This window comes from Providencia sp. PROV255, from assembly GCF_028478065.1.
Lineage (GTDB): Bacteria > Pseudomonadota > Gammaproteobacteria > Enterobacterales > Enterobacteriaceae > Providencia > Providencia rettgeri.
Window position 1 is genome coordinate 144,970 of sequence record NZ_JAMPMI010000010.1, and the last position, 20,203, is coordinate 165,172.

Annotated in this window: 18 protein-coding genes and 1 other RNA gene; 15 read left to right on the top strand and 4 right to left on the bottom strand. The window is 39.1% G+C overall.

Annotation, left to right across the window (positions count from 1 at the left end; all coding sequences use genetic code 11):
- Positions 1–139: 139 nt before the first annotated feature.
- The 8 genes from tig to PR725_RS12245 all read left to right on the top strand — a co-directional run bounded on the left by tig (position 140) and on the right by PR725_RS12245 (position 10,311).
- On the top strand, positions 140–1,444 hold the full coding sequence (gene tig, locus PR725_RS12210) for a trigger factor (protein WP_004914522.1): 1,305 nt from the start codon (positions 140–142) through the stop codon (positions 1,442–1,444).
- Between the two features lie 540 nt (positions 1,445–1,984).
- On the top strand, positions 1,985–2,605 hold the full coding sequence (clpP, locus tag PR725_RS12215; RefSeq protein ID WP_004905443.1) for an ATP-dependent Clp endopeptidase proteolytic subunit ClpP: 621 nt from the start codon (positions 1,985–1,987) through the stop codon (positions 2,603–2,605).
- A 114-nt stretch (positions 2,606–2,719) separates the two neighbouring features.
- A complete protein-coding gene (gene clpX / locus PR725_RS12220; protein ID WP_004914518.1) occupies positions 2,720–3,997 on the top strand; it encodes an ATP-dependent protease ATP-binding subunit ClpX in 1,278 nt (425 codons plus the stop codon).
- 206 nt (positions 3,998–4,203) lie between these two features.
- The gene (gene lon, locus PR725_RS12225) at positions 4,204–6,642 is read left to right on the top strand and encodes an endopeptidase La (RefSeq protein WP_004914515.1); all 2,439 of its coding nucleotides are present in this window, start codon (positions 4,204–4,206) and stop codon (positions 6,640–6,642) included.
- Between the two features lie 226 nt (positions 6,643–6,868).
- Complete coding sequence (gene hupB / locus PR725_RS12230; protein ID WP_004914513.1) at positions 6,869–7,144, top strand: nucleoid-associated protein HU-beta; 276 nt, start codon at positions 6,869–6,871, stop codon at positions 7,142–7,144.
- Positions 7,145–7,319: 175 nt separating this feature from the next.
- A complete protein-coding gene (gene ppiD / locus PR725_RS12235; RefSeq protein WP_117162851.1) occupies positions 7,320–9,191 on the top strand; it encodes a peptidylprolyl isomerase in 1,872 nt (623 codons plus the stop codon).
- A 144-nt stretch (positions 9,192–9,335) separates the two neighbouring features.
- A complete protein-coding gene (locus tag PR725_RS12240; protein ID WP_109911895.1) occupies positions 9,336–9,707 on the top strand; it encodes a ComEA family DNA-binding protein in 372 nt (123 codons plus the stop codon).
- 175 nt (positions 9,708–9,882) lie between these two features.
- Entirely contained in the window at positions 9,883–10,311 is a 429-nt protein-coding gene (locus tag PR725_RS12245) for an acyl-CoA thioesterase (protein WP_109911896.1), read from the top strand.
- A gap of 61 nt (positions 10,312–10,372) precedes the next feature.
- Here the strand turns inward: PR725_RS12245 and queC are convergent, their stop codons facing one another.
- Positions 10,373–11,062, bottom strand: a complete 690-nt coding sequence (gene queC, locus PR725_RS12250) for a 7-cyano-7-deazaguanine synthase QueC (RefSeq protein WP_109911897.1) — start codon at positions 11,060–11,062, stop codon at positions 10,373–10,375.
- A gap of 277 nt (positions 11,063–11,339) precedes the next feature.
- Here queC and PR725_RS12255 point away from each other — a divergent pair, with 277 nt between their 5' ends.
- From PR725_RS12255 to amtB, 5 genes are all read left to right on the top strand, one after another.
- Complete coding sequence (locus tag PR725_RS12255) at positions 11,340–11,801, top strand: Lrp/AsnC family transcriptional regulator (protein WP_004905429.1); 462 nt, start codon at positions 11,340–11,342, stop codon at positions 11,799–11,801.
- Positions 11,802–11,876: 75 nt separating this feature from the next.
- Positions 11,877–13,622: a SmdA family multidrug ABC transporter permease/ATP-binding protein gene (locus PR725_RS12260; RefSeq protein ID WP_109911898.1), complete on the top strand. Its 1,746-nt coding sequence runs from the start codon at positions 11,877–11,879 to the stop codon at positions 13,620–13,622.
- The gene (locus tag PR725_RS12265) at positions 13,619–15,403 is read left to right on the top strand and encodes a SmdB family multidrug efflux ABC transporter permease/ATP-binding protein (RefSeq protein ID WP_109911899.1); all 1,785 of its coding nucleotides are present in this window, start codon (positions 13,619–13,621) and stop codon (positions 15,401–15,403) included. The genes PR725_RS12260 and PR725_RS12265 overlap by 4 nt, the downstream gene beginning before the upstream one ends.
- 172 nt (positions 15,404–15,575) lie before the next feature.
- Positions 15,576–15,914 carry a P-II family nitrogen regulator gene (gene glnK / locus PR725_RS12270; protein WP_004905421.1) on the top strand — a complete coding sequence of 113 codons (339 nt, stop codon included), beginning with the start codon at positions 15,576–15,578 and terminating at the stop codon, positions 15,912–15,914.
- Between the two features lie 10 nt (positions 15,915–15,924).
- On the top strand, positions 15,925–17,205 hold the full coding sequence (amtB, locus tag PR725_RS12275) for an ammonium transporter AmtB (protein WP_109911900.1): 1,281 nt from the start codon (positions 15,925–15,927) through the stop codon (positions 17,203–17,205).
- 138 nt (positions 17,206–17,343) lie between these two features.
- On the opposite strand, the gene tesB is transcribed toward amtB, so the two are convergent.
- Complete coding sequence (tesB, locus tag PR725_RS12280; protein WP_109911901.1) at positions 17,344–18,213, bottom strand: acyl-CoA thioesterase II; 870 nt, start codon at positions 18,211–18,213, stop codon at positions 17,344–17,346.
- A gap of 239 nt (positions 18,214–18,452) precedes the next feature.
- On the opposite strand from tesB, the gene PR725_RS12285 reads away from it, so the two are divergent.
- Together PR725_RS12285 and ffs are read left to right on the top strand one after the other, a co-directional pair.
- Positions 18,453–18,938, top strand: coding sequence for a YbaY family lipoprotein (locus PR725_RS12285; protein ID WP_272569191.1), 486 nt, complete (start codon positions 18,453–18,455; stop codon positions 18,936–18,938).
- 141 nt (positions 18,939–19,079) lie between these two features.
- Positions 19,080–19,176: signal recognition particle sRNA small type (gene ffs / locus PR725_RS12290), an RNA gene on the top strand.
- Positions 19,177–19,499: 323 nt separating this feature from the next.
- Here ffs and PR725_RS12295 read toward each other — a convergent pair.
- On the bottom strand, positions 19,500–19,703 hold the full coding sequence (locus PR725_RS12295; RefSeq protein ID WP_004905417.1) for an HHA domain-containing protein: 204 nt from the start codon (positions 19,701–19,703) through the stop codon (positions 19,500–19,502).
- Between the two features lie 73 nt (positions 19,704–19,776).
- Positions 19,777–20,145 carry an Hha toxicity modulator TomB gene (gene tomB / locus PR725_RS12300; protein WP_004914480.1) on the bottom strand — a complete coding sequence of 123 codons (369 nt, stop codon included), beginning with the start codon at positions 20,143–20,145 and terminating at the stop codon, positions 19,777–19,779.
- Between the last annotated feature and the right edge of the window lie 58 nt (positions 20,146–20,203).

Sequence of the window (20,203 nt, forward strand, 5' to 3'; positions counted from 1 at the left end):
GTTTCGGGACGCTTCTGATATCAGGGATTGACCGTTACGAAAGTAACGCCCCCCGGTTCTGGAAGGGAGACAGCCATTATGATTTAATGGCATAACTCTGGAGTAGACCGATCACTAAGATTTATTTTGAGGTAAGAAGATGCAAGTTTCTGTTGAAACGACTCAAGGCCTTGGGCGTCGTGTAACAATCACCGTTCCTGCCACTGATATTGAAAAAGCAGTTAATAGCGAATTAGTTAGTGTTGCTAAAAAAGTACGTGTTGATGGTTTCCGTAAAGGAAAAGTACCAATGAACATCGTTAAACAGCGTTATGGCGCGTCTGTTATGCAAGACGTTCTGGGTGATGTAATGCAACGTAACTTCATCAACGCAATTATTGAACAAAAAATCAATCCAGCGGGTGCGCCTAGCTACAAGCCTGAGCAACTCGAAGATGGTAAAGATTTTGTTTATTCAGTTGAATTCGAAGTTTACCCAGAAATCGAATTAGCAGGTTTAGAAACTATTGAAGTTGAAAAACCAGCAGTTTCTGTAAAAGACGAAGATCTGGAAAATATGTTAGAAACTCTGCGTAAGCAACAAGCGCAGTGGAAAGAAGTTGAAGCGGCAGCAGAAGCTGACTCTCGCATCACTATCAACTTTACCGGTTCTATCGATGGTGAAGAATTCGAAGGCGGCAAAGCAGAAGATTTCGCTCTGGTTATGGGCGAAGGTCGTATGATCCCAGGTTTCGAAGAAGGTGTTGTTGGTCATAAAGCGGGTGAAGAATTCGATATCGAAGTTAACTTCCCAGAAGACTACCATGCTGAAAACCTGAAAGGTAAAGCTGCGAAATTTGCTATCGTTCTGAAGAAAGTAGAACAACGTGAACTGCCTGAATTCACTGAAGAATTTATCAAGCGTTTTGGTATCGCTGATGGTTCTTTAGATGGCCTGCGTGCAGAAGTACGTAAAAACATGGAACGTGAGCTGAAAAATGCCGTGCGTAACCGTGTTAAAGCACAAGTTCTTGATGGCTTAATCAAAGCGAATGACATCGAAGTTCCAGCTGCAGTTGTTGATGGTGAAATTGATGTTCTGCGTCGTCAAGCGGCACAACGCTTTGGTGGCGACGAAAAACAAGCGATGGAATTACCTCGTGAACTGTTTGAAGAACAAGCAAAACGTCGCGTAGTGATTGGTCTGCTGTTAGGCGAAGTGATCAACAAAAACGAACTGAAAGCTGATGAAGATCGTGTTAAAGCGCTGATTGAAGAAATGGCTTCTGCGTATGAAGATCCAGCTGAAGTTATCGAATACTACAGCAAAAACGAAGAGCTGATGAACAGCGTTCGTAATTTAGCTTTAGAAGAACAAGCTGTTGAAACTGTATTGGCAGTTGCTAAAGTGACAGAAAAAGAAACTAACTTCACTGAACTGATGAACCAAGTTCAAGCAGGTTAATTTTTTCTTGCTGTATAAAATAATGAAACCCGTGGTGTACTGCTACGGGTTTTTTGTCAATTAAAGCCTTTAAATTATCACTTTAGCGAATTTAATTAGGATACCCTTGAAAAACACATTTAAACCCTAATTATATTATCTATACTTCAAGTAGTCTAAATGGGATTTTAATTGCAATTTGAACTATTTTGAATAGCTTAACATTGTCGAAAACGGTGATATTAACCAACTGAGTTATTTTGTTTCCCTTGAAAATCAAGTATGGTTTTCTAATGGTATAATTCCATGTAACCCAATAGACTTGTGTTAAACTCTTTTAAAGAGCGTCTTATTTACTGCAGCATACTTAGCTGCATTTTCTTCTTATTTCTGCAGTTATTTGGTTAAATATTAGCTAAACTAGAAAAATAAGAGAATTGAAAGAGCCTGCAGACACAGGAATTTTTTAAAACCGTTGTTTGTGGCATGATCTCTGCTCAAAATAGCAGGCAGACAGCAAATTAGGCGCAAGCACCAGAACGTTTTTAATAGGAGATTTCGATGTCACATTTTGGCAGTCAGGAACAATTAGCATCTCAAATGGCCCTTGTGCCTATGGTCATAGAGCAAACTTCTCGTGGTGAGCGCTCGTATGATATTTACTCACGTCTATTAAAAGAACGTATTATCTTCCTGACCGGTCAAGTGGAAGACCATATGGCGAATTTAATCGTCGCTCAGATGTTATTTCTTGAAGCAGAAAACCCTGAAAAAGATATTCATTTGTATATTAATTCACCAGGTGGCGTTATTACCGCAGGAATGTCAATTTACGATACGATGCAGTTTATCAAGCCTGATGTAAGCACTATTTGTATGGGGCAAGCTTGTTCCATGGGGGCTTTTTTATTGACGGCGGGCACCAAAGGTAAACGTTTCTGCTTACCAAATTCACGCGTGATGATCCACCAACCGTTAGGGGGTTATCAAGGCCAAGCGTCAGATATCGAAATCCATGCCCAAGAGATTCTTAAAGTGAAATCTCGAATGAACGAGTTAATGGCTCTGCATACGGGAAAATCCATTGAAGAAATTACTCGAGACACAGAGCGTGACCGTTTCTTATCTGCAAATGAAGCAAAAGAGTATGGTTTAGTCGACCAAATTTATAGTAGCCGTTAATGGGTTAACTTTTGGTATAATTAGTTCATACCATAAACTATTTTAAAGAAAATCGTTGTTTTGTTTTTTTAATCAACGAAAACGAAACAATATGGATAAAAGTGAGGTCAACTGATGACAGATAAACGCAAAGAGGGGACAGGAAAACTGCTTTACTGCTCTTTCTGCGGAAAAAGTCAGCATGAAGTACGTAAGCTGATTGCCGGTCCGTCAGTCTATATTTGTGATGAATGCGTAGATTTATGTCTCGATATCATCCGTGAAGAAATCAAAGAACTTACGCCGCATCGTGAGCGTAGTGAACTGCCTACACCACATGAAATTCGGCAGCATCTTGACGACTATGTCATCGGTCAAGAAAAAGCGAAAAAAGTTTTAGCTGTTGCGGTATATAACCATTACAAGCGCTTACGTAATGGTGATAAAACCAGTGATGGTGTTGAATTAGGTAAAAGTAATATTTTGCTAATTGGACCAACAGGTAGTGGTAAAACACTTTTAGCTGAAACTTTAGCGCGTTATTTGGATGTACCATTTACAATGGCTGATGCAACGACATTAACTGAAGCTGGTTATGTTGGTGAAGACGTTGAAAATATTATTCAAAAATTACTGCAAAAATGCGATTACGATGTTGAAAAAGCCCAACGTGGTATCGTATACATTGATGAAATTGATAAAATTTCACGTAAATCAGATAACCCATCAATTACCCGTGACGTTTCCGGTGAAGGTGTGCAACAAGCACTTCTGAAACTAATTGAAGGAACTGTTGCGGCAGTACCACCACAAGGGGGACGTAAACACCCTCAGCAAGAGTTTTTGCAGGTTGATACCTCAAAGATCCTCTTCATTTGTGGCGGGGCATTTGCAGGGCTCGATAAAGTGATCGGTCAGCGTTTAAATACCCGTTCAGGTATCGGTTTTGCTGCAGAAGTGAAAGGTGAATCAGATAAAGCAACGGAAGGCGAATTGTTAACGCAGGCAGAACCAGAAGATTTAATTAAATTTGGTTTAATCCCTGAGTTTATTGGTCGCTTGCCTGTTGTTGCAACATTAACTGAATTAAGTGAAGAAGCATTAATTCAGATTCTGAAAGAACCTAAAAACGCATTAACTAAGCAATACCAAGCCTTATTTAGTCTTGAAAATACAGAGCTTGAGTTCCGTGAGGAAGCATTAAAAGCCATCGCTAAGAAAGCCATGGCACGTAAAACCGGAGCTCGTGGTTTACGTTCTATTGTTGAAGCTGCATTGTTAAATACGATGTATGACCTTCCTTCAATGAGTAATGTTGAAAAAGTTGTCGTTGATGAAAACGTCATTAATGAGCAATCAGAGCCGCTATTGATATATAGCAAACCTGATGCTCAAGCTTCCGGCGATAACTAATCCCATATAAAACGTTCAATAGTTAATCAAACGAAATGAGGGGTTTCCCTCATTTTGTTTTTTATGTTCAACTAGCCATTGAATGCTAAAATCTTGTCCCCATATAGTTTATATTCTGAGGTGTGGTTTCCTTGTTTTAGAAAGCAATTTTAAAGCAAGAGACAGAAACCCTTAAACTAGCGTGAGCTAAACGAAGAGAGAGCTTTATGAATCCTGAGCGTTCCGAACGCATTGAAATACCAGTATTGCCTCTGCGTGATGTAGTGGTATACCCACATATGGTGATCCCACTGTTTGTTGGACGTGAAAAATCCATTCACAGTCTGGAAGCAGCGATGGATCATGACAAGCAGGTAATGCTGGTTGCACAAAAAGAAGCCTCGACTGATGAGCCAGGGGTGAATGATTTATTTGCTGTCGGTACAGTTGCATCCGTTATCCAGATGCTAAAACTGCCTGATGGTACAGTTAAGGTCCTCGTTGAAGGGCTACGACGCGCACGTATTACCAGTTTGACAGATAATGGCGAATATTTCTTAGCGCAAGCAGAGTATTTGGCAACAGAGCAAAATAGTGAATCTGAACACGCACCGTATGATGAAACGGCAGCGGGTTCTCAATCATCAGATGCACTTGATGAAAAAGAAAACGAAGTATTGTATCGCACTATTGTTAGTCAGTTTGAAAGCTATATAAAACTGAATAAAAAGATTCCACCTGAAGTACTAACTGCGTTACATGCAATTGAACAAGATCAGCTAGATAAACTGGCAGATACCATTGCCTCTCATATGCCATTAAAATTAGCAGATAAACAACGCGTTTTAGAAATGGCAAATATTGCTGAACGCGTAGAGTTTTTGATGGCCATGATGGAGTCAGAAACTGAGTTGCTGCAAGTGGAAAAACGCATTCGTAACCGCGTTAAAAAACAGATGGAAAAAAGCCAGCGCGAGTATTATCTGAATGAGCAAATGAAAGCTATTCAGAAAGAGCTGGGTGAAATGGATGATGCGCCAGACGAATATGAATCGCTAAAACGTAAAATCGAAGAAGCGAAAATGCCAAAAGAGGCACAAGAAAAAGCCGAAGCAGAATTGCAGAAGCTGAAAATGATGTCTCCGATGTCAGCAGAAGCTACTGTTGTCCGTAGCTATATTGATTGGATGGTGCAGGTTCCATGGCATAAACGTAGCAAAGTCAAAAAAGACTTAGTTAAAGCACAAGAAGTGTTAGATACCGACCACTACGGTTTAGAGCGTGTGAAAGACCGTATTTTAGAGTATCTGGCAGTGCAAAGCCGCGTCAGTAAAATTAAAGGGCCAATCCTTTGCTTGGTTGGGCCTCCGGGTGTAGGTAAAACCTCTTTGGGGCAATCTATTGCTAAGGCTACAGGTCGCCAATATACACGTATGGCATTAGGTGGGGTGCGCGATGAAGCTGAAATCCGTGGTCACCGTCGTACTTATATTGGTTCAATGCCAGGTAAGCTGATCCAAAAGATGGCAAAAGTAGGCGTCAAAAACCCACTATTTTTACTGGATGAAATTGATAAAATGTCATCTGATATGCGTGGCGACCCAGCCTCTGCATTACTAGAGGTGCTTGATCCAGAACAAAATATTGCCTTTAACGACCACTACTTAGAAGTGGATTACGATTTGTCTGATGTGATGTTCGTTGCAACATCGAACTCAATGAACATCCCTGCACCATTGTTAGATCGTATGGAAGTGATTCGCCTTTCTGGTTATACAGAAGATGAAAAACTGAATATTGCGAAAAGACATTTGCTGTCTAAGCAGATTGAACGTAATGCGTTGAAAAAGAATGAGTTAACTATCGATGATAGTGCTTTAATGAGCATCATTCGTTATTACACTCGTGAGGCTGGAGTTCGTGGTTTAGAGCGCGAAATCTCTAAATTATGCCGTAAAGCGGTTAAAGCGCTACTTATGGACAAAAAGCTCAAGCACATTGAAATCAATGCGGACAACCTGAAAGATTATCTGGGAGTTCGTCGTTTTGATTACGGCCAAGCAGACACAGAAAACCGTGTTGGGCAAGTTACAGGCCTTGCTTGGACTGAAGTTGGTGGTGACTTACTCACTATTGAAACTGCTTGTGTGCCCGGTAAAGGCAAACTAACCTATACCGGTTCTTTAGGTGAAGTGATGCAAGAGTCTATTCAAACCGCATTAACGGTTGTTAGAGCTCGAGCGGAAAAACTGGGTATTAATAGCGATTTTTATGAAAAACGCGATATCCATGTGCACGTACCTGAAGGGGCAACGCCAAAAGATGGTCCAAGTGCAGGTATTGCGATGTCTACAGCATTAGTTTCTTGCCTAACGGGTAATCCGGTGAGAGCAGATGTTGCTATGACGGGTGAAATTACATTAAGAGGGTTAGTTTTCCCAATTGGTGGCTTAAAAGAGAAATTATTGGCGGCACACCGTGGAGGGATTAAAACAGTATTAATTCCTAAAGAAAACGAACGTGATTTAGAAGAAATTCCTCAAAATGTGATCGCAGATCTTGAAATTCACCCTGTGAAAACGATTGAAGAAGTCTTATCTTTGGCTTTAGTTAATCCTCCTTTTGGAGCTGAAGTAGTTAAAAAGAAAGCTAAAAGAGTGAGCTGAATCAAGAAGTTTGTATAAAATTAAGGCTGACAGCTAATTTAGGGCTTGTCAGCCTTTTTTTTCATCGCTAATTTAACGATGATTCTGATAATTGTTTGTATGCAATCTGTTCTCTTGCCATTGGTAATCAGGATTGATATAACGGCTGCATCATTAATTAACTATACTAATAACTGCTATAGTTAATTAAGAGATTTATAGTCCAACTAATATGGGGATGATAAGAGTGAATAAAGCTCAACTGATTGATCAAATCGCTTCTGATGCGAATATTTCTAAAGCTGCAGCAGGTCGTGTTGTTGACGCGTTCGTTGCTACCGTAACGGGTTCTTTGAGTAAAGGGGACGATGTTGCTCTAGTTGGCTTTGGGACTTTCTCTGTTCGTGAGCGTGCAGCACGTACAGGCCGTAACCCTCAAACGGGTAAAGAAATTAAAATAGCTGCGGCGAAAGTTCCTGCTTTCCGTCCAGGTAAGGGTCTTAAAGACGCTGTAAATAGCTAATTAGGTATTTAAGTTTGTCTTTCTCGTATTTTTGCGAAAACTCAAACTGACGGAATGTCTTTAATCAGCTAATATATAAGCGCACCATTGAAATGGTGCGCTTTTTTTTCTTTCTGAGTTAAGATTAGCGTATTATCAGGAAATTGAATTCAACAAAGCGGAGTTAAGCCTTTTTATGATGGAAAATTTACGCACAAAGGCGAATAGTCCTTTGCTCAAAATAATACTGGCGCTGATTATCCTTTCATTCGTGTTGGGTGGCGTTATGATGGGTGGCCTTGGTGGCAACAGTGCAAATAATGCCGCTGAAGTTAACGGGCAGTCAATAAGCCGAGAGCAGCTACAGCAGGCTTTTCAACAAGAGCGCCAATCATTACAAGAGTACCTGGGGGATAAATTTTCAGAAGTCGCTAGTAATGAAGAAAGCATGAATTTACTGCGCCGCCAAGCTCTTGATAACTTGATTAACAATGAATTGATTAATCAGTATGCTAATGAACTACAACTCTCAGCAAGCGATCAGCAAATTGAGCAATATATTTTCTCAATGCCTGTTTTCCAAACAGATGGCCGGTTTGATAGCGAAAAATATCGTGAGATCTTAAGCCGTAACAACATTAATGCAGATAGCCTTGCGGCTCAAATTCGCCAAGATCTTACACGTGCTCAGCTAGCTAAAACCTTTACTGGAACGGATTTCGCTTTACCATCTGAAGTTAAAGCGTATGCTGAATTATTTATGCAAGAGCGTGAAATTCGCACTGCAATTTTAGATTTAGCAGAGGTTCAAGCAAAACAAACAGCCTCTGAAGAAGAATTAAAGTCCTATTATGATGCTAACCAAAATAGCTTTATTTCACCTGAGAAGGTGCAAGTAAGCTATGTTGAAATGGATGCAGCATCGATGGCACCAGCGACAGTGTCTGATGAAGAAGTAAAAACCTATTATGAGCAAAACCTGAAAAATTATACTCAAGCAGAGCAAAAGCAGTACAGTATGATTCAGGTTGCTTCTGAAAAAGAAGCGAATGATATTCTGGATGAATTAAAACAAGGTGCAGACTTTGCAACGTTAGCCGCTGAAAAATCAACGGATAAATTCAGTGCAGGGCAAAAAGGCCTGATTGGTTGGATGGAAGCTGCATCAACGCCAAGCGAAATTGTGGATGCTAAATTAACAGAAAAAGGGCAACTTTCGGCACCTGTTAAATCACAAAATAGCTATGTTATTTTTCGTTTAGATGATATTAAGCCAGAATCGATTAAACCGTTTGAGCAAGTTGAAGAAAGTATTAAAACTAGCTTGCTTCAAGATAAAAACATTAAGCAATTCTATGACTTACAGCAAAAAGTCAGTGAAGCGGCCACGAGTGATATGGAATCATTAGTATCAGTTGAATCTGTATCTGGTTTGAAGGCTGTGACAACGGATTGGTTTGATAGAACAAACCCACCTGCTGCGCTTAATTTCCCTAAAGTGGTCAGTGAAGTATTTAGCGATCGTTTAGTGGATAAAAATGGTTCTAAAGGAATCAACTCAGACGTTATTAACGTGGAAGGTGACCGTGCATTTGTTGTGCGTGTTACAGAGTACAAACCTGAAAGTGTTGAACCTTTTGAACAGGTTAAGTCAGAAATTGAAACACTGGTTAAACGCCAAAAAGCCGAAGCAGAGTTGAAAGCTACGGGCGATAAATTACTTACTGAGTTAAAAGCGGGTAAAGGGGCTGAAGCTCTAAGTGCCACGGGTGTTAAATTCTCTGATGCTCAAACCGTTTCTCGTTTAATGCCACAAACAGCGGTTATCAATGCGACAATGGAAATGCCACAACCTGTTGATGGTAAACCAAGCTACGCACTTGCGCGTGATGAGTCTGATAACTATGTGGTTATTCAGCTAGATAAAGTAACATTAGGTCAGCCAACGGATGACGAGTTAAAACAACTAACTCGTGAATACCAAGGCGCTATGAGTTCTGCGGTTAACGAAGCTTTGATGCTTAACTTGCGTGAAAATGCAAAAATTGAAGTGCTGAATATTGAATAATTGCGAGCAGCTTCGCAAGTAAAATTGTAACGTTATGAATAGAAGGCCACCTTTGGGTGGCCTTTCGTATTTTTAATTTTATTAAAAAGTGTTCCATATTTTTCTATGGCATCGTTGTGTCTCAACATACACAGGAGAACAAATATGTTATGGAATTCAGTCAATAAATGCAGATTAGGTATTGTTCTGCTCCTTTCTTTATTATGCTCATTTTCTTCTTTTTCTTTGGCTAAGAAAATTGAGCCAGAAAAAGCCACTACGGCTGTCACTCAAGAAAAACAAGTAAGTAATAACTCACCATCAACTAACCATGAGCAGTCTGACAAGGTAAATATTAACTTAGCAGGTGAAGAGGAACTTGCCGAAAAACTTAATGGCATAGGTAGGCAAAAAGCTAAAGCTATCGTTGAATATAGGCAAAAATATGGGGCTTTTAATTCCATTGAGAATATTTTAGAAGTTCAGGGGATAGGTCCTGCATTTTTAGAAAAGAATAAAGATAAGTTAACTTTGTAACTAAAATCCCCCATACAAAGTATGGGGGAATATATTTAAGGTTAATAATTAAGCAGAAAACTAAGCATCTTGTAAATAATTTGGGAGCTAAGTCTTATTCTTGATAATCATTCAGCACATTTTCCGTACATTTGTTATTTTTATGTTATTAAAAAATAAACTGGTCGGAGTAGTTATGACAACACACATTAAAGTTCATGGTTATCATATAGATGTTTTTCAGCACGTTAATAATGCACGTTACTTAGAATTCTATGAAGCAGACCGCTGGGAATGGATGAATAAACGCAATTTTATTAGGTGGGCTATAGAAAACAATTTAACAATAGCTGCGGTGAATATTAATGTAAATTATATACAAGGTGTCTTACTCGGTGATGAGCTGACTGTGGTGACCCGTATGGACAAAATAGGCAGTAAAAGCGCAGTATGTTATCAACAAATTATTCGCACTAAAGCAGGAATTCAAGAGGTTGTTTCAGATGCTTATGTGACATTTGTTTTTATCAATAATATCGAGAATAAAGCAATTATTATCGATGAACAGCTGCGTGAGAAGTTAGAGTCATTCAAGGTGGGTTCTGAAGATTTTATTCAAAACTAGCCTACCATTAGCTTGAATATTACGAATAAGCTAATGATAGGCTGTGTGTTTGACTAATTCATTATGGCTTTTGCTTTAATGAGAGCATGATGGCTTCTTTATCATTTAAATATTCATTTAAGCCCTTGCTCCTTAAATGGCAGGCAGCACATTCACCGCAACCATCACCTTGAATACCATTATAACAAGTCAGTGTTTGCTGCCTGATGGTTTCAAGGTGGCCATAACTGTCGGCAAGAGCCCATGTTTGGGCTTTATTTAACCACATTAATGGGGTTTCAAAGCGAATATTTTTGGCAAGACCGAGGTCTACAGCATGATTGAGGGCTTTGACAAATTCATCTCGGCAATCTGGGTAACCTGAAAAATCAGTTTCACAAACACCGGTTATCACCGCTTCTGCTTTTACTTGGTAAGCATAAATTGCTGCTAATGTGAGGAATAAAATGTTGCGCCCTGGAACAAAAGTGCTGGGTAAAGTACTGGACTCGCTTTCTGAAAAATCAGGAACTGGGATGTTATCTCGAGTTAAGCTGCTGATTGCTAATTCATTGAGTAATGTGACATCTAACACTTTATGTGCTGTAGCACCTAAAGATACGCTCAATTTCTGTGCGACTTCGATTTCAAAACGGTGGCGCTGGCCGTAATCGAAAGTAACACAATGAACTTCATCATAGTTTTGCAAAGCTTGAATAAGACAGGTTGTTGAGTCTTGGCCTCCGCTAAAAACCACAACTGCGCGTTTCATAGGTACTCCTTGGTGATATATCATTATCAAAATGTGATGGAAAGAGAGTAAAGCATGTTAGCGATACTGGGATGTAATTCATAGTTCTATTTTTATCAAATTAGTTTGATTGAAGGACTATTTATATGCTGATTTGGTTATCTGTATAAAAATATTCTATAATCATGGTATTTGGTAACATTTTTATTGTTTTTTAATTATTCAATTTTGCATAATATAGTTATACAGCTAATAAAATAACGATAAAAGCACTTACACCCAAGCCAAGAGAGTAATTATGTTAGATAAAATAGACAAAAAACTGCTTTGTTTATTGCAAAATGACAGCAGCTTATCCTTAAATACCCTTGCGGAAGCTGTTAATTTAACCTCTACTCCGTGCTGGAAAAGATTAAAAAGGCTTGAAGATGAAGGTTATATTCGAGGGCGAGTCACTTTACTCGATGGTGAGAAGTTAGGTTTAGGTTTAACGGTGATTGTGACAATTAAAACACAGCATCATAATAGTGAGTGGTATGAGCAATTTGTTTCTTTTGTTAGTCAACTTCCTGAAGTTCTGATGTTTTATCGTATGGCTGGGGAGTATGATTATCTTATGCAAGTGGAAGTTCATGATATGAAATCATATGACTTGTTTTATAAAAAGTTAGTTAATGGTGTTCATGGTTTAATCGATGTAACTTCAAGCTTTGCAATGGAAAAAATCAAGTATACGACAGTATTGCCTATTCCTGATTAACCCTGTAATAACTTAGATAATTACGGGCTCTCATTCTTAGGCATCAATAAATCAATATATTCAAGGCAGTATTACGTGCGATTATTTTCACAACTAAGTTGGTATTTTTTGAGTGAATGGCGGCGCTATCTCGGCGCTGTTTGCTTTTTAATTATCATTGCTATCTTACAATTAGTTCCCCCACGCATTGTTGGTGTTGTTGTTGATGGAATTAGTAAAGGGGCAATGTCGACAAAGCAATTGATCACTTATGTTTTAGTCATGCTGTTGATTGCATTGGTTGTGTATGGTTTGCGCTATGTCTGGCGTTTATGGTTATTTGGTGCTTCTTATAAGTTAGCCGTACAACTACGACAAAAATTTTATCGGCAACTAAGTCTGCAAAACCAAGCATTTTACCTTAGGTACCGAACGGGAGATTTAATTGCACGTACAACGAATGATGTTGACCGAGTTGTGTTTGCTGCAGGAGAGGGCGTTTTAACATTAGTTGACTCATTAGTGATGGGGTGTGCGGTGCTCATTATGATGAGCGTTGAAATTAGTTGGCAGCTTACTTTACTTGCACTTATTCCAATGCCAATTATGGCATTAGTCATTAAACGTTATGGGGATCAGCTTCATCAGCGTTTCAAGCATGCCCAAGGGGCATTTTCGTCTTTAAATAATCATGCACAAGAAAGTTTAACAAGTATTCGCATGATTAAAGCTTTTGGCCTCGAAGATCATCAATCAAATCAATTTGAACAGGTAGCTACCGAGGCAGGGCGTCGCAATATGCATGTTGCTAAAGTTGATGCTCGTTTTGACCCCACTATTTTTATGGCGATTGGTATGGCCAACTTACTCGCTATTGCAGGGGGAAGCTGGATGGTATTAAACGACACACTGACGCTAGGCGAATTAACGAGCTTTGTGATGTATCTAGGGTTAATGATTTGGCCGATGTTAGCGCTCGCATGGATGTTTAATATCGTTGAACGGGGTAGTGCAGCTTATAGCCGTATTCTTAGTTTACTCAATGAACCGTTAGTCATTCAGGATGGTTCGCATTCATTACAGCCTGAAAAGGGAAATTTGAATGTAAATATCATCAAATTTAGTTATCCAGAAACCTCGAGAACAGCATTACATGATATTAAGTTTGACCTAAAACCTGGGCAATTTTTAGGGATATGTGGGCCAACAGGATCTGGAAAATCAACATTGTTGACGTTATTACAACGTCAATTTGATATTACGGAAGGGGTTATTTTCTATCAAGGTTTACCGTTACCCGAAATTCGTTTAGATGAATGGCGTGCTCGGTTATCTATCGTAAATCAGTCTCCATTTTTGTTTTCAGATACCGTCGCAGGCAATATCGCGCTTGGGCGACCTGATGCCACTCAAGAAGAAATTGAACAGGCTGCACGCATTGCTTGTGTACATGATGATATTTTACGTTTACCTGAAGGCTATTCCACTCAGGTTGGTGAGCGAGGCGTCATGTTATCAGGCGGGCAGAAACAACGAATTTCTATTGCGAGGGCTATCTTGCAGAATGCGGAAATCTTGGTGCTAGATGACGCACTTTCTGCCGTTGATGGGCAGACTGAGTTTACAATTTTACAAAATTTAAGCCATTGGCGACAAGATAGAACCATGATCATCAGCGCCCATCGTCTATCTGCATTGGTAGAGGCGGACAATATTTTAGTGCTATCTCAAGGTGCTATTGTTAGCAGAGGTAGACATGACGCGCTTATTGAGCAATCGGGTTGGTATAAAGATATGTATCAATATCAACAGATTGAAGCAGCTTTGGATGGTGATCTATGAGCCAAAAGAAACCGCTGTGGCCAGCACTTAAGCGTTTACTTGCTTATGGAAAAGCGTACCGAGGAACCATGGCTATTGCCATTGCAATGCTATGGCTAGCTGCTATTGCAGAAGTTAGTGGGCCTCTGCTAATCAGTTATTTTATTGATAACATGATAGCGAAAAAACAAATCATCATGCCACTGGCTTTATATATGGCTGTTGGGTTTATATTGCTCCAAGTTATTGCTGCACTATTACATTACTATCAAATTATTTTATTTAATAAAGCTTCTGTGGGGGTAGTGCAAACATTACGAACAGATGTGATGAATGCTGCTCTAAGGCAGCCTCTAAGTGCATTTGATAAGCAGCCAGTTGGTCAGTTAATTTCACGAGTTACAAATGATACTGAGGTTATTAAAGATCTATTTGTGATGGTTGTACCAACCGTGTTTCGTAGCTTAGCACTGATCTGCGCTATGCTGGTTGCCATGTTTTCATTGGAATGGCGTATGGCATCAATTGCAGTGATGATTTTTCCTGCTGTATTTGTGGTAATGCTTGTTTATCAGCGTCTAAGCACACCGATTGTACGTCGTGTGAGATCTTATCTTGCTGATATTAATAACGGTTTTAATGAAGTTATTAATGGAATGACAGTTATTCAGCAATTTATCCAGCAAGCTAGATTTGGCGAAAAAATGCAAAGTCTTAGCCAAGACCATTATTTTGCAAGAATGAAAGCATTAAAGCTTGATGGCTTATTATTAAGGCCATTGTTGAGCTTACTTTCTGCCTCAGTATTATGTGGTTTACTATTGCTATTTGGATTCGAAGGAACGACCACCATTGGTGTTGGTGTTTTATATGCTTTTATTAATTATTTAGGCCGCTTGAATGAACCGCTCATTGAATTAACTTCTCAGCAGTCAATGTTGCAGCAAGCCGTTGTTTCTGGTGAGCGTGTTTTTGAATTAATGGATAGCCCGCAACAAGGCTATGGCGCAAGTATTGAGCCGTTACAAGGTGGTTCAATCTCAATTAACCATTTATCCTTTGCCTATCGTGATAACAACATTGTGCTTAAAGACATTAATTTACAAGTGCCTGATCATAATTTTATTGCGTTGGTCGGCCATACAGGAAGTGGTAAAAGTACCATTGCAAATTTAATTATGGGATATTACCCATGGCAAGAAGGGGATATTTTATTAGATGGGCGTCATTTAAGTTCACTATCTCATCAAGTATTACGTAATGGTATTGCAATGGTGCAACAAGACCCTGTTGTTCTCGCCGCTTCTTTTTTTGATAACGTCGCATTAGGACGTGAAATTAGCCAAGATAAAGTCTGGGAAGTTCTTGAAACTGTTCAGCTTGCTGAGTTGGTTCGTGCGTTACCTGATGGGTTAGATACCGTGCTCGGAGAACAAGGAAATACGTTATCTGTTGGGCAAAGACAATTACTAGCGATGGCTCGAGTTCTTGTGGTGACACCTAAAATTTTAATTTTGGATGAAGCAACCGCGAACATTGACTCAGGAACAGAGCAAGCGATACAAAAAGCATTACGTATGATCCGCCAACATACTACTCTAGTTGTGATAGCTCACCGTTTATCGACGATCGTCGATGCTGATCAAGTCGTTGTGTTACATCGTGGTGCAATTGTTGAGCAAGGTAAGCATTCACAGCTTTTGCAACAAAAAGGACGCTATTATCAAATGTACCAGTTGCAACAAGTTGGGGAATCACTGAATGCCCATAGTGATGCTGAAGTTGAGGCTATACCTAGTTAATTGTTCTGCACTCTTATAATGCATCCTCTAAAGCCACTCATCCGAGTGATTTTTTATTTTGCCCTTTCTTATTGAATTATATGAATAAATATATTTTGGCACACGGTTTGCTATAACGTCAGTGCTGTTCAAAGCATTGAGCAGTTTATTCACCTGACTTATAGGAGTGAACATGAAATATATCATCGCGATCATTAAGCCATTTAAATTAGATGAAGTCCGAGAAGCGTTATCAGATATTGGAGTTCAAGGGCTTACCATTACTGAAGTTAGAGGGTTTGGGAGGCAAAAAGGGCATGCCGAGTTGTACAGAGGTGCTGAATATACTGTCGACTTTTTACCTAAAGTACGTATGGAAATAGCCGTTTCTGATGAGTTAGTGGAGCAGGTAATTGAAACAATTGAAAAAAAAGCTTATACGGGCCAAGTTGGGGATGGAAAAATATTTATTTTGTCATTAGAACAAGCGGTACGTATTCGTACAGGTGAAAAACAAGACGAAGCACTGTAGGAGAACAACTATGCGCAAAGGGTTCCAATACTTATTCTTATTAATGGGTGGTTTTCCAATAACCGTGTTTGCTGCAGAGGAAGCTCTGGATAAAGCGGATAATGCATTCATGATGATAGCGACTGCTTTAGTTATCTTTATGATACTGCCAGGTATCGCATTATTTTATGGTGGGCTACTAAGAAGCAAAAATGTCCTTTCTTTGATGGCTCAAACTGCAGTTATTTTTGCTTTGGTGTCTGTTATTTGGATTGTTTATGGATACAGTTTAGCTTTTAGTGAGGGAAATGATTTTATCGGTGGTTTTAGCCAGATCATGTTGAAAGATATTACTGTAGAAAGCTTATCTGGACCGATCCCTCAATTTATTCACGTCGTGTTTCAAGGTGCATTTGCATGCTTAACGGTTGCATTAGTGATTGGTGCATTAGGAGAGCGAATTAAATTTTCTGCAATTCTAATTTTTACCCTTATTTGGACTACATTTGCTTATTTGCCAATGGCACATATGGTGTGGGGAGGTGGTATTTTATCGCAAGATGGCGCATTAGATTTTGCTGGAGGTACGGTTGTTCATATCAATGCGGCTGTTGCAGGCTTAGTTGGTGCTTACTTACTGGGGCATCGTACCGGGTTAGGGAAAGAAGCCATTAAACCTCATAACCTACCTATGGTATTTATGGGAACTTCCATATTATTCATTGGCTGGTTTGGTTTCAATGCAGGTTCGGCTGGAAGTGCAAATAGTATTGCTGCACTCGCGTTTGTGAACACTATCGCAGCTGCGGCAGGCGCTATCTTATCGTGGACTTTAGCGGAATGGCTTTTCAGGGAGAAACCTTCATTATTAGGGGCTTGCTCTGGGTGTTTGGCTGGGTTAGTCGGTGTTACGCCTGCTGCGGGTACTGTGGGTGTTGGCGGGGCATTAATCATCGGACTACTTTCTGGATTGGCAGGTTTATGGGGGGTAGTGATTTTAAAACGTCGGTTAAAAGTTGATGATGTTTGCGATGTTTTTGGCGTTCACGGAGTCTGTGGCATTTTAGGGTGTTTACTCACGGGGGTATTTACCTCAACGGTATTAGGCGGAAGTGGCTATGCGGAAGGTATTACGATGATGAAACAAGTAGGAATTCAAGCCGTTAGCATCCTAGTTTGTGTTGTTTGGACTGCAATTGTTGCTTATATCGCATTTAAAATTGCAGAGAAAACGTCAGGCTTACGAATTAATGTTGAAAAAGAAAGGGAAGGCTTAGATATTACTTCTCATGGTGAAAGTGCCTACAATTAACCTTCATGTAAAGATAATTACAGGATAATACTGTGTTTTATGTAAATTGATAATGGCAGCTTATTGCTGGCTGCCATTACCTTTTTAAACTGACTAATATATTTTTCTAAGTAAGTAATCACTTACTTTAAATAGCGGTTATTTACGAGGTTGCCGTTGACGAATTACGCCTTCTTGGACTGCAGTTGCAACAAGATCACCTTGTAAATTATAGATTTGTCCTTTCACAAAACCCCTCCCACCTGATGCCGAAGGGCTTTCTACAGCGTACAGTAACCAGTCATCAATTTTAAATGGGCGATGGAACCACATTGAATGGTCAATAGTTGCAACCTGTAAGTCGCGTTCCATAAATCCTCTACCATGCGGCTGTAATGCGGCAGGAAGGAAATTGTAATCAGAGGCATAACCTAATAAATAGTGGTGTAGTGAAGGTATATCAGGCAGTTGCCCTTTCGCTTTGAACCAAATATAACGAAATGGTTCTTGAGGTGCGGCATCGAATGGGCTGTAAAATTCAACGGGACGAAATTCAAAAGGAGTTGGCCGAAGAGCATACTTTTTAACTGCTTCTGGTAATTTATCAGCCAAACTTTGAACAATATCATCTTGAGAAATTAATTTTGTAGGTGGTGGTACATCTGGCATTAAGTTCTGATGGCTATAACCTTCTTCTTGAGATTGAAATGATGCGGTCATAAAGAAGATAGGTTTACCATTTTGAATGGCACTTACTCGGCGTGCGCTAAAGCTTCCGCCATCGCGTAAAATTTCCACGTCATAAACAATGGGACGTGAGCTATCGCCTGGGCGTAAAAAATAACTATGAAAAGAATTAATCGCTCTTTCTTCAGGTATGGTTTGCTTCGCTGCATACATGGCTTGTCCAACAACTTGTCCACCAAAAACTTGAGGTAAACCAAGGTCTTCGCTTTGTCCACGAAAAATACCTTCTTCAATTTTTTCGAGTTCAATTAGGCTAATTAAATTCTGTAATTCTGGGCTCATAGTCATCTTAGTTCAGTTATACGTAAATGAGATATTGGTATTTTCCCATTATTTACCCTGAATAGGTAGATTAATTACTAGCGAATAAATTGGGGTTACGTATTGTTACATTTGGAAATATAAATGTATTATTCTACCAATATTAGTTATACTTTTTATTATTCCCTCATCAGAAAATGACTTGTCTATTCCGATTATTTTAAAATGTTTTAGTAAACATTGTGTTATAGGTAATAACTATGAAGTTTTTTCGCTATATTGTTAGCTTATTAGTGATTTTAACGTTGGTTAGCTTATTAGTGATTTTAACGTTGGTTAGCTGTGAAGGGAATAGCACCAAGCCCAGCGAAAAAGCACTTAATGCTCAAAATAGTAATAATAACCAGACAGTCGATTCAGGAAAAATCGAGGGCCGTGTGGTGATTTTACAGGATACTGTTTTACCTGAAGACGCAGTTGTTACAATTACGTTGGCAGATACAACGGTTGCGGACTTACCTGCACTGATATTATCTCAAAAATATTACAATTCAGTGAATAATCGTCCAACCATTCCTTTTGAACTAACTTACCAAAAAAATGAAGTTAGGCAGGAAGGCTCGCTAGTTGTTAATGCAACCGTGAACGCGAATGGAAAACTTTTATACATTAGTGATAGCGTTGTAGAGGTTATCAATAATGGCGTCACAAAAAATGTTGAATTGTTGATGGTACCTGCGAACTAGCCAATAAGCGACTTTTTAGTTGAGTCGCTATTTTTATATGAGTTTGTGTAATAAAACGTCACTTGGTCAGGGGTTTCTTGCTATTTCAATGACTATCAAGCATAATGCCCCTGCTTTGAAAGAAGCAATCAATGGGGGCTCTGTTGGTTCTCCCGCAACGCTAACTTGTTAACTTGGTCAGGTCCGGAAGGAAGCAGCCATAGCAGGGGTCGTGTGTGCCGGGATGTCGCTGGCAGGGCTCCCACCCAACTCAGCATCCTTTGCCTTTCCTCTCATCTATATATTCTAATTTATTATAAATATGTTATTTAATTATATTTTATAATTGTTAATTAAACTCTAAATCTCAAATAAATTCTGAAGTTAAAAAAGAAAGGTTAAGAATACAACATTCATTGTTGATTATTGTAATAAGAAAAGTTGATATGCTAAAATTAAAAGCAATAAATTTCCATTAGCATAATTATAATGCCAATAATAAAACGATAATTGCATTGCGTCCAGCCGATAAGGGGATTTACCGGCTACAACCATTCACTATCTGTGCGTGTTAATAAGATATTACCTAACAAATTTCCAAACAGAAGCTGGAATTTTATCATAAAGCTTATTCATTGTGAGCTCAGCTAAGCGGTGATCTGCAGCTGAATAGAATAGCTCTAGCTCATCATCAGATAATTCATACTTATTTTTTTCAATGACACGCTCAAGAGTTTCAATTGTTGTGCATTTTCTTAAACGCATCAGATAATCAGATTTGGTCATAATACCCTTTCTTTTGTGCAAAATTACTTATTTATATACGGTTTTGTAGTTGAGCTAAAGATAAATAATATCTTTAGGTTTTGCTGGTTAGACACTTTAGGTCATCATCCAACACAGTGACAAGACTCTGATTCATTGCTTCCCAGTCTATAATTTCACTGAGCGTGATGACTGGGCTGCCGAATAAATCGTAGGTCTCATCGAGATACTCTTCGATAAGTGATATAACAAGATTTTCTTTTGGATATTTGATTTTAAACCGCCATACAAATGCAGCGATATGTTCAATAAGTTCATTCAAGGCTGCGCTTTGCGGGGAGCTTAAATCATTAATCCAGTGTGTATTTGTTTTTTGTAAGCTTAAAATAGCGTCTCTATTGAGGCTATTACATAAGTATTTTAGTTCTGCTATATCGTGTCTTTTGGGTGAGTATTCATCCATAATCACCTCCGCAGGCGAATCTGACTTTTGCTGTGTGTATTTTTTATCAATAATGTCA

Excerpts from the sequence above, each read along its gene's own strand:
- tig (WP_004914522.1), top strand. The coding sequence starts at position 140 with ATGCAAGTTTCTGTTGAAACGACTCAAGGCCTTGGGCGTCGTGTAACA.
- clpP (WP_004905443.1), top strand. The coding sequence starts at position 1,985 with ATGTCACATTTTGGCAGTCAGGAACAATTAGCATCTCAAATGGCCCTT.
- clpX (WP_004914518.1), top strand. The coding sequence starts at position 2,720 with ATGACAGATAAACGCAAAGAGGGGACAGGAAAACTGCTTTACTGCTCT.
- lon (WP_004914515.1), top strand. The coding sequence starts at position 4,204 with ATGAATCCTGAGCGTTCCGAACGCATTGAAATACCAGTATTGCCTCTG.
- ppiD (WP_117162851.1), top strand. The coding sequence starts at position 7,320 with ATGATGGAAAATTTACGCACAAAGGCGAATAGTCCTTTGCTCAAAATA.
- PR725_RS12240 (WP_109911895.1), top strand. The coding sequence starts at position 9,336 with ATGTTATGGAATTCAGTCAATAAATGCAGATTAGGTATTGTTCTGCTC.
- PR725_RS12245 (WP_109911896.1), top strand. The coding sequence starts at position 9,883 with ATGACAACACACATTAAAGTTCATGGTTATCATATAGATGTTTTTCAG.
- queC (WP_109911897.1), bottom strand. The coding sequence starts at position 11,062 with ATGAAACGCGCAGTTGTGGTTTTTAGCGGAGGCCAAGACTCAACAACC.
- PR725_RS12255 (WP_004905429.1), top strand. The coding sequence starts at position 11,340 with ATGTTAGATAAAATAGACAAAAAACTGCTTTGTTTATTGCAAAATGAC.
- PR725_RS12265 (WP_109911899.1), top strand. The coding sequence starts at position 13,619 with ATGAGCCAAAAGAAACCGCTGTGGCCAGCACTTAAGCGTTTACTTGCT.
- glnK (WP_004905421.1), top strand. The coding sequence starts at position 15,576 with ATGAAATATATCATCGCGATCATTAAGCCATTTAAATTAGATGAAGTC.
- amtB (WP_109911900.1), top strand. The coding sequence starts at position 15,925 with ATGCGCAAAGGGTTCCAATACTTATTCTTATTAATGGGTGGTTTTCCA.
- tesB (WP_109911901.1), bottom strand. The coding sequence starts at position 18,213 with ATGAGCCCAGAATTACAGAATTTAATTAGCCTAATTGAACTCGAAAAA.
- PR725_RS12285 (WP_272569191.1), top strand. The coding sequence starts at position 18,453 with ATGAAGTTTTTTCGCTATATTGTTAGCTTATTAGTGATTTTAACGTTG.
- PR725_RS12295 (WP_004905417.1), bottom strand. The coding sequence starts at position 19,703 with ATGACCAAATCTGATTATCTGATGCGTTTAAGAAAATGCACAACAATT.
- tomB (WP_004914480.1), bottom strand. The coding sequence starts at position 20,145 with ATGGATGAATACTCACCCAAAAGACACGATATAGCAGAACTAAAATAC.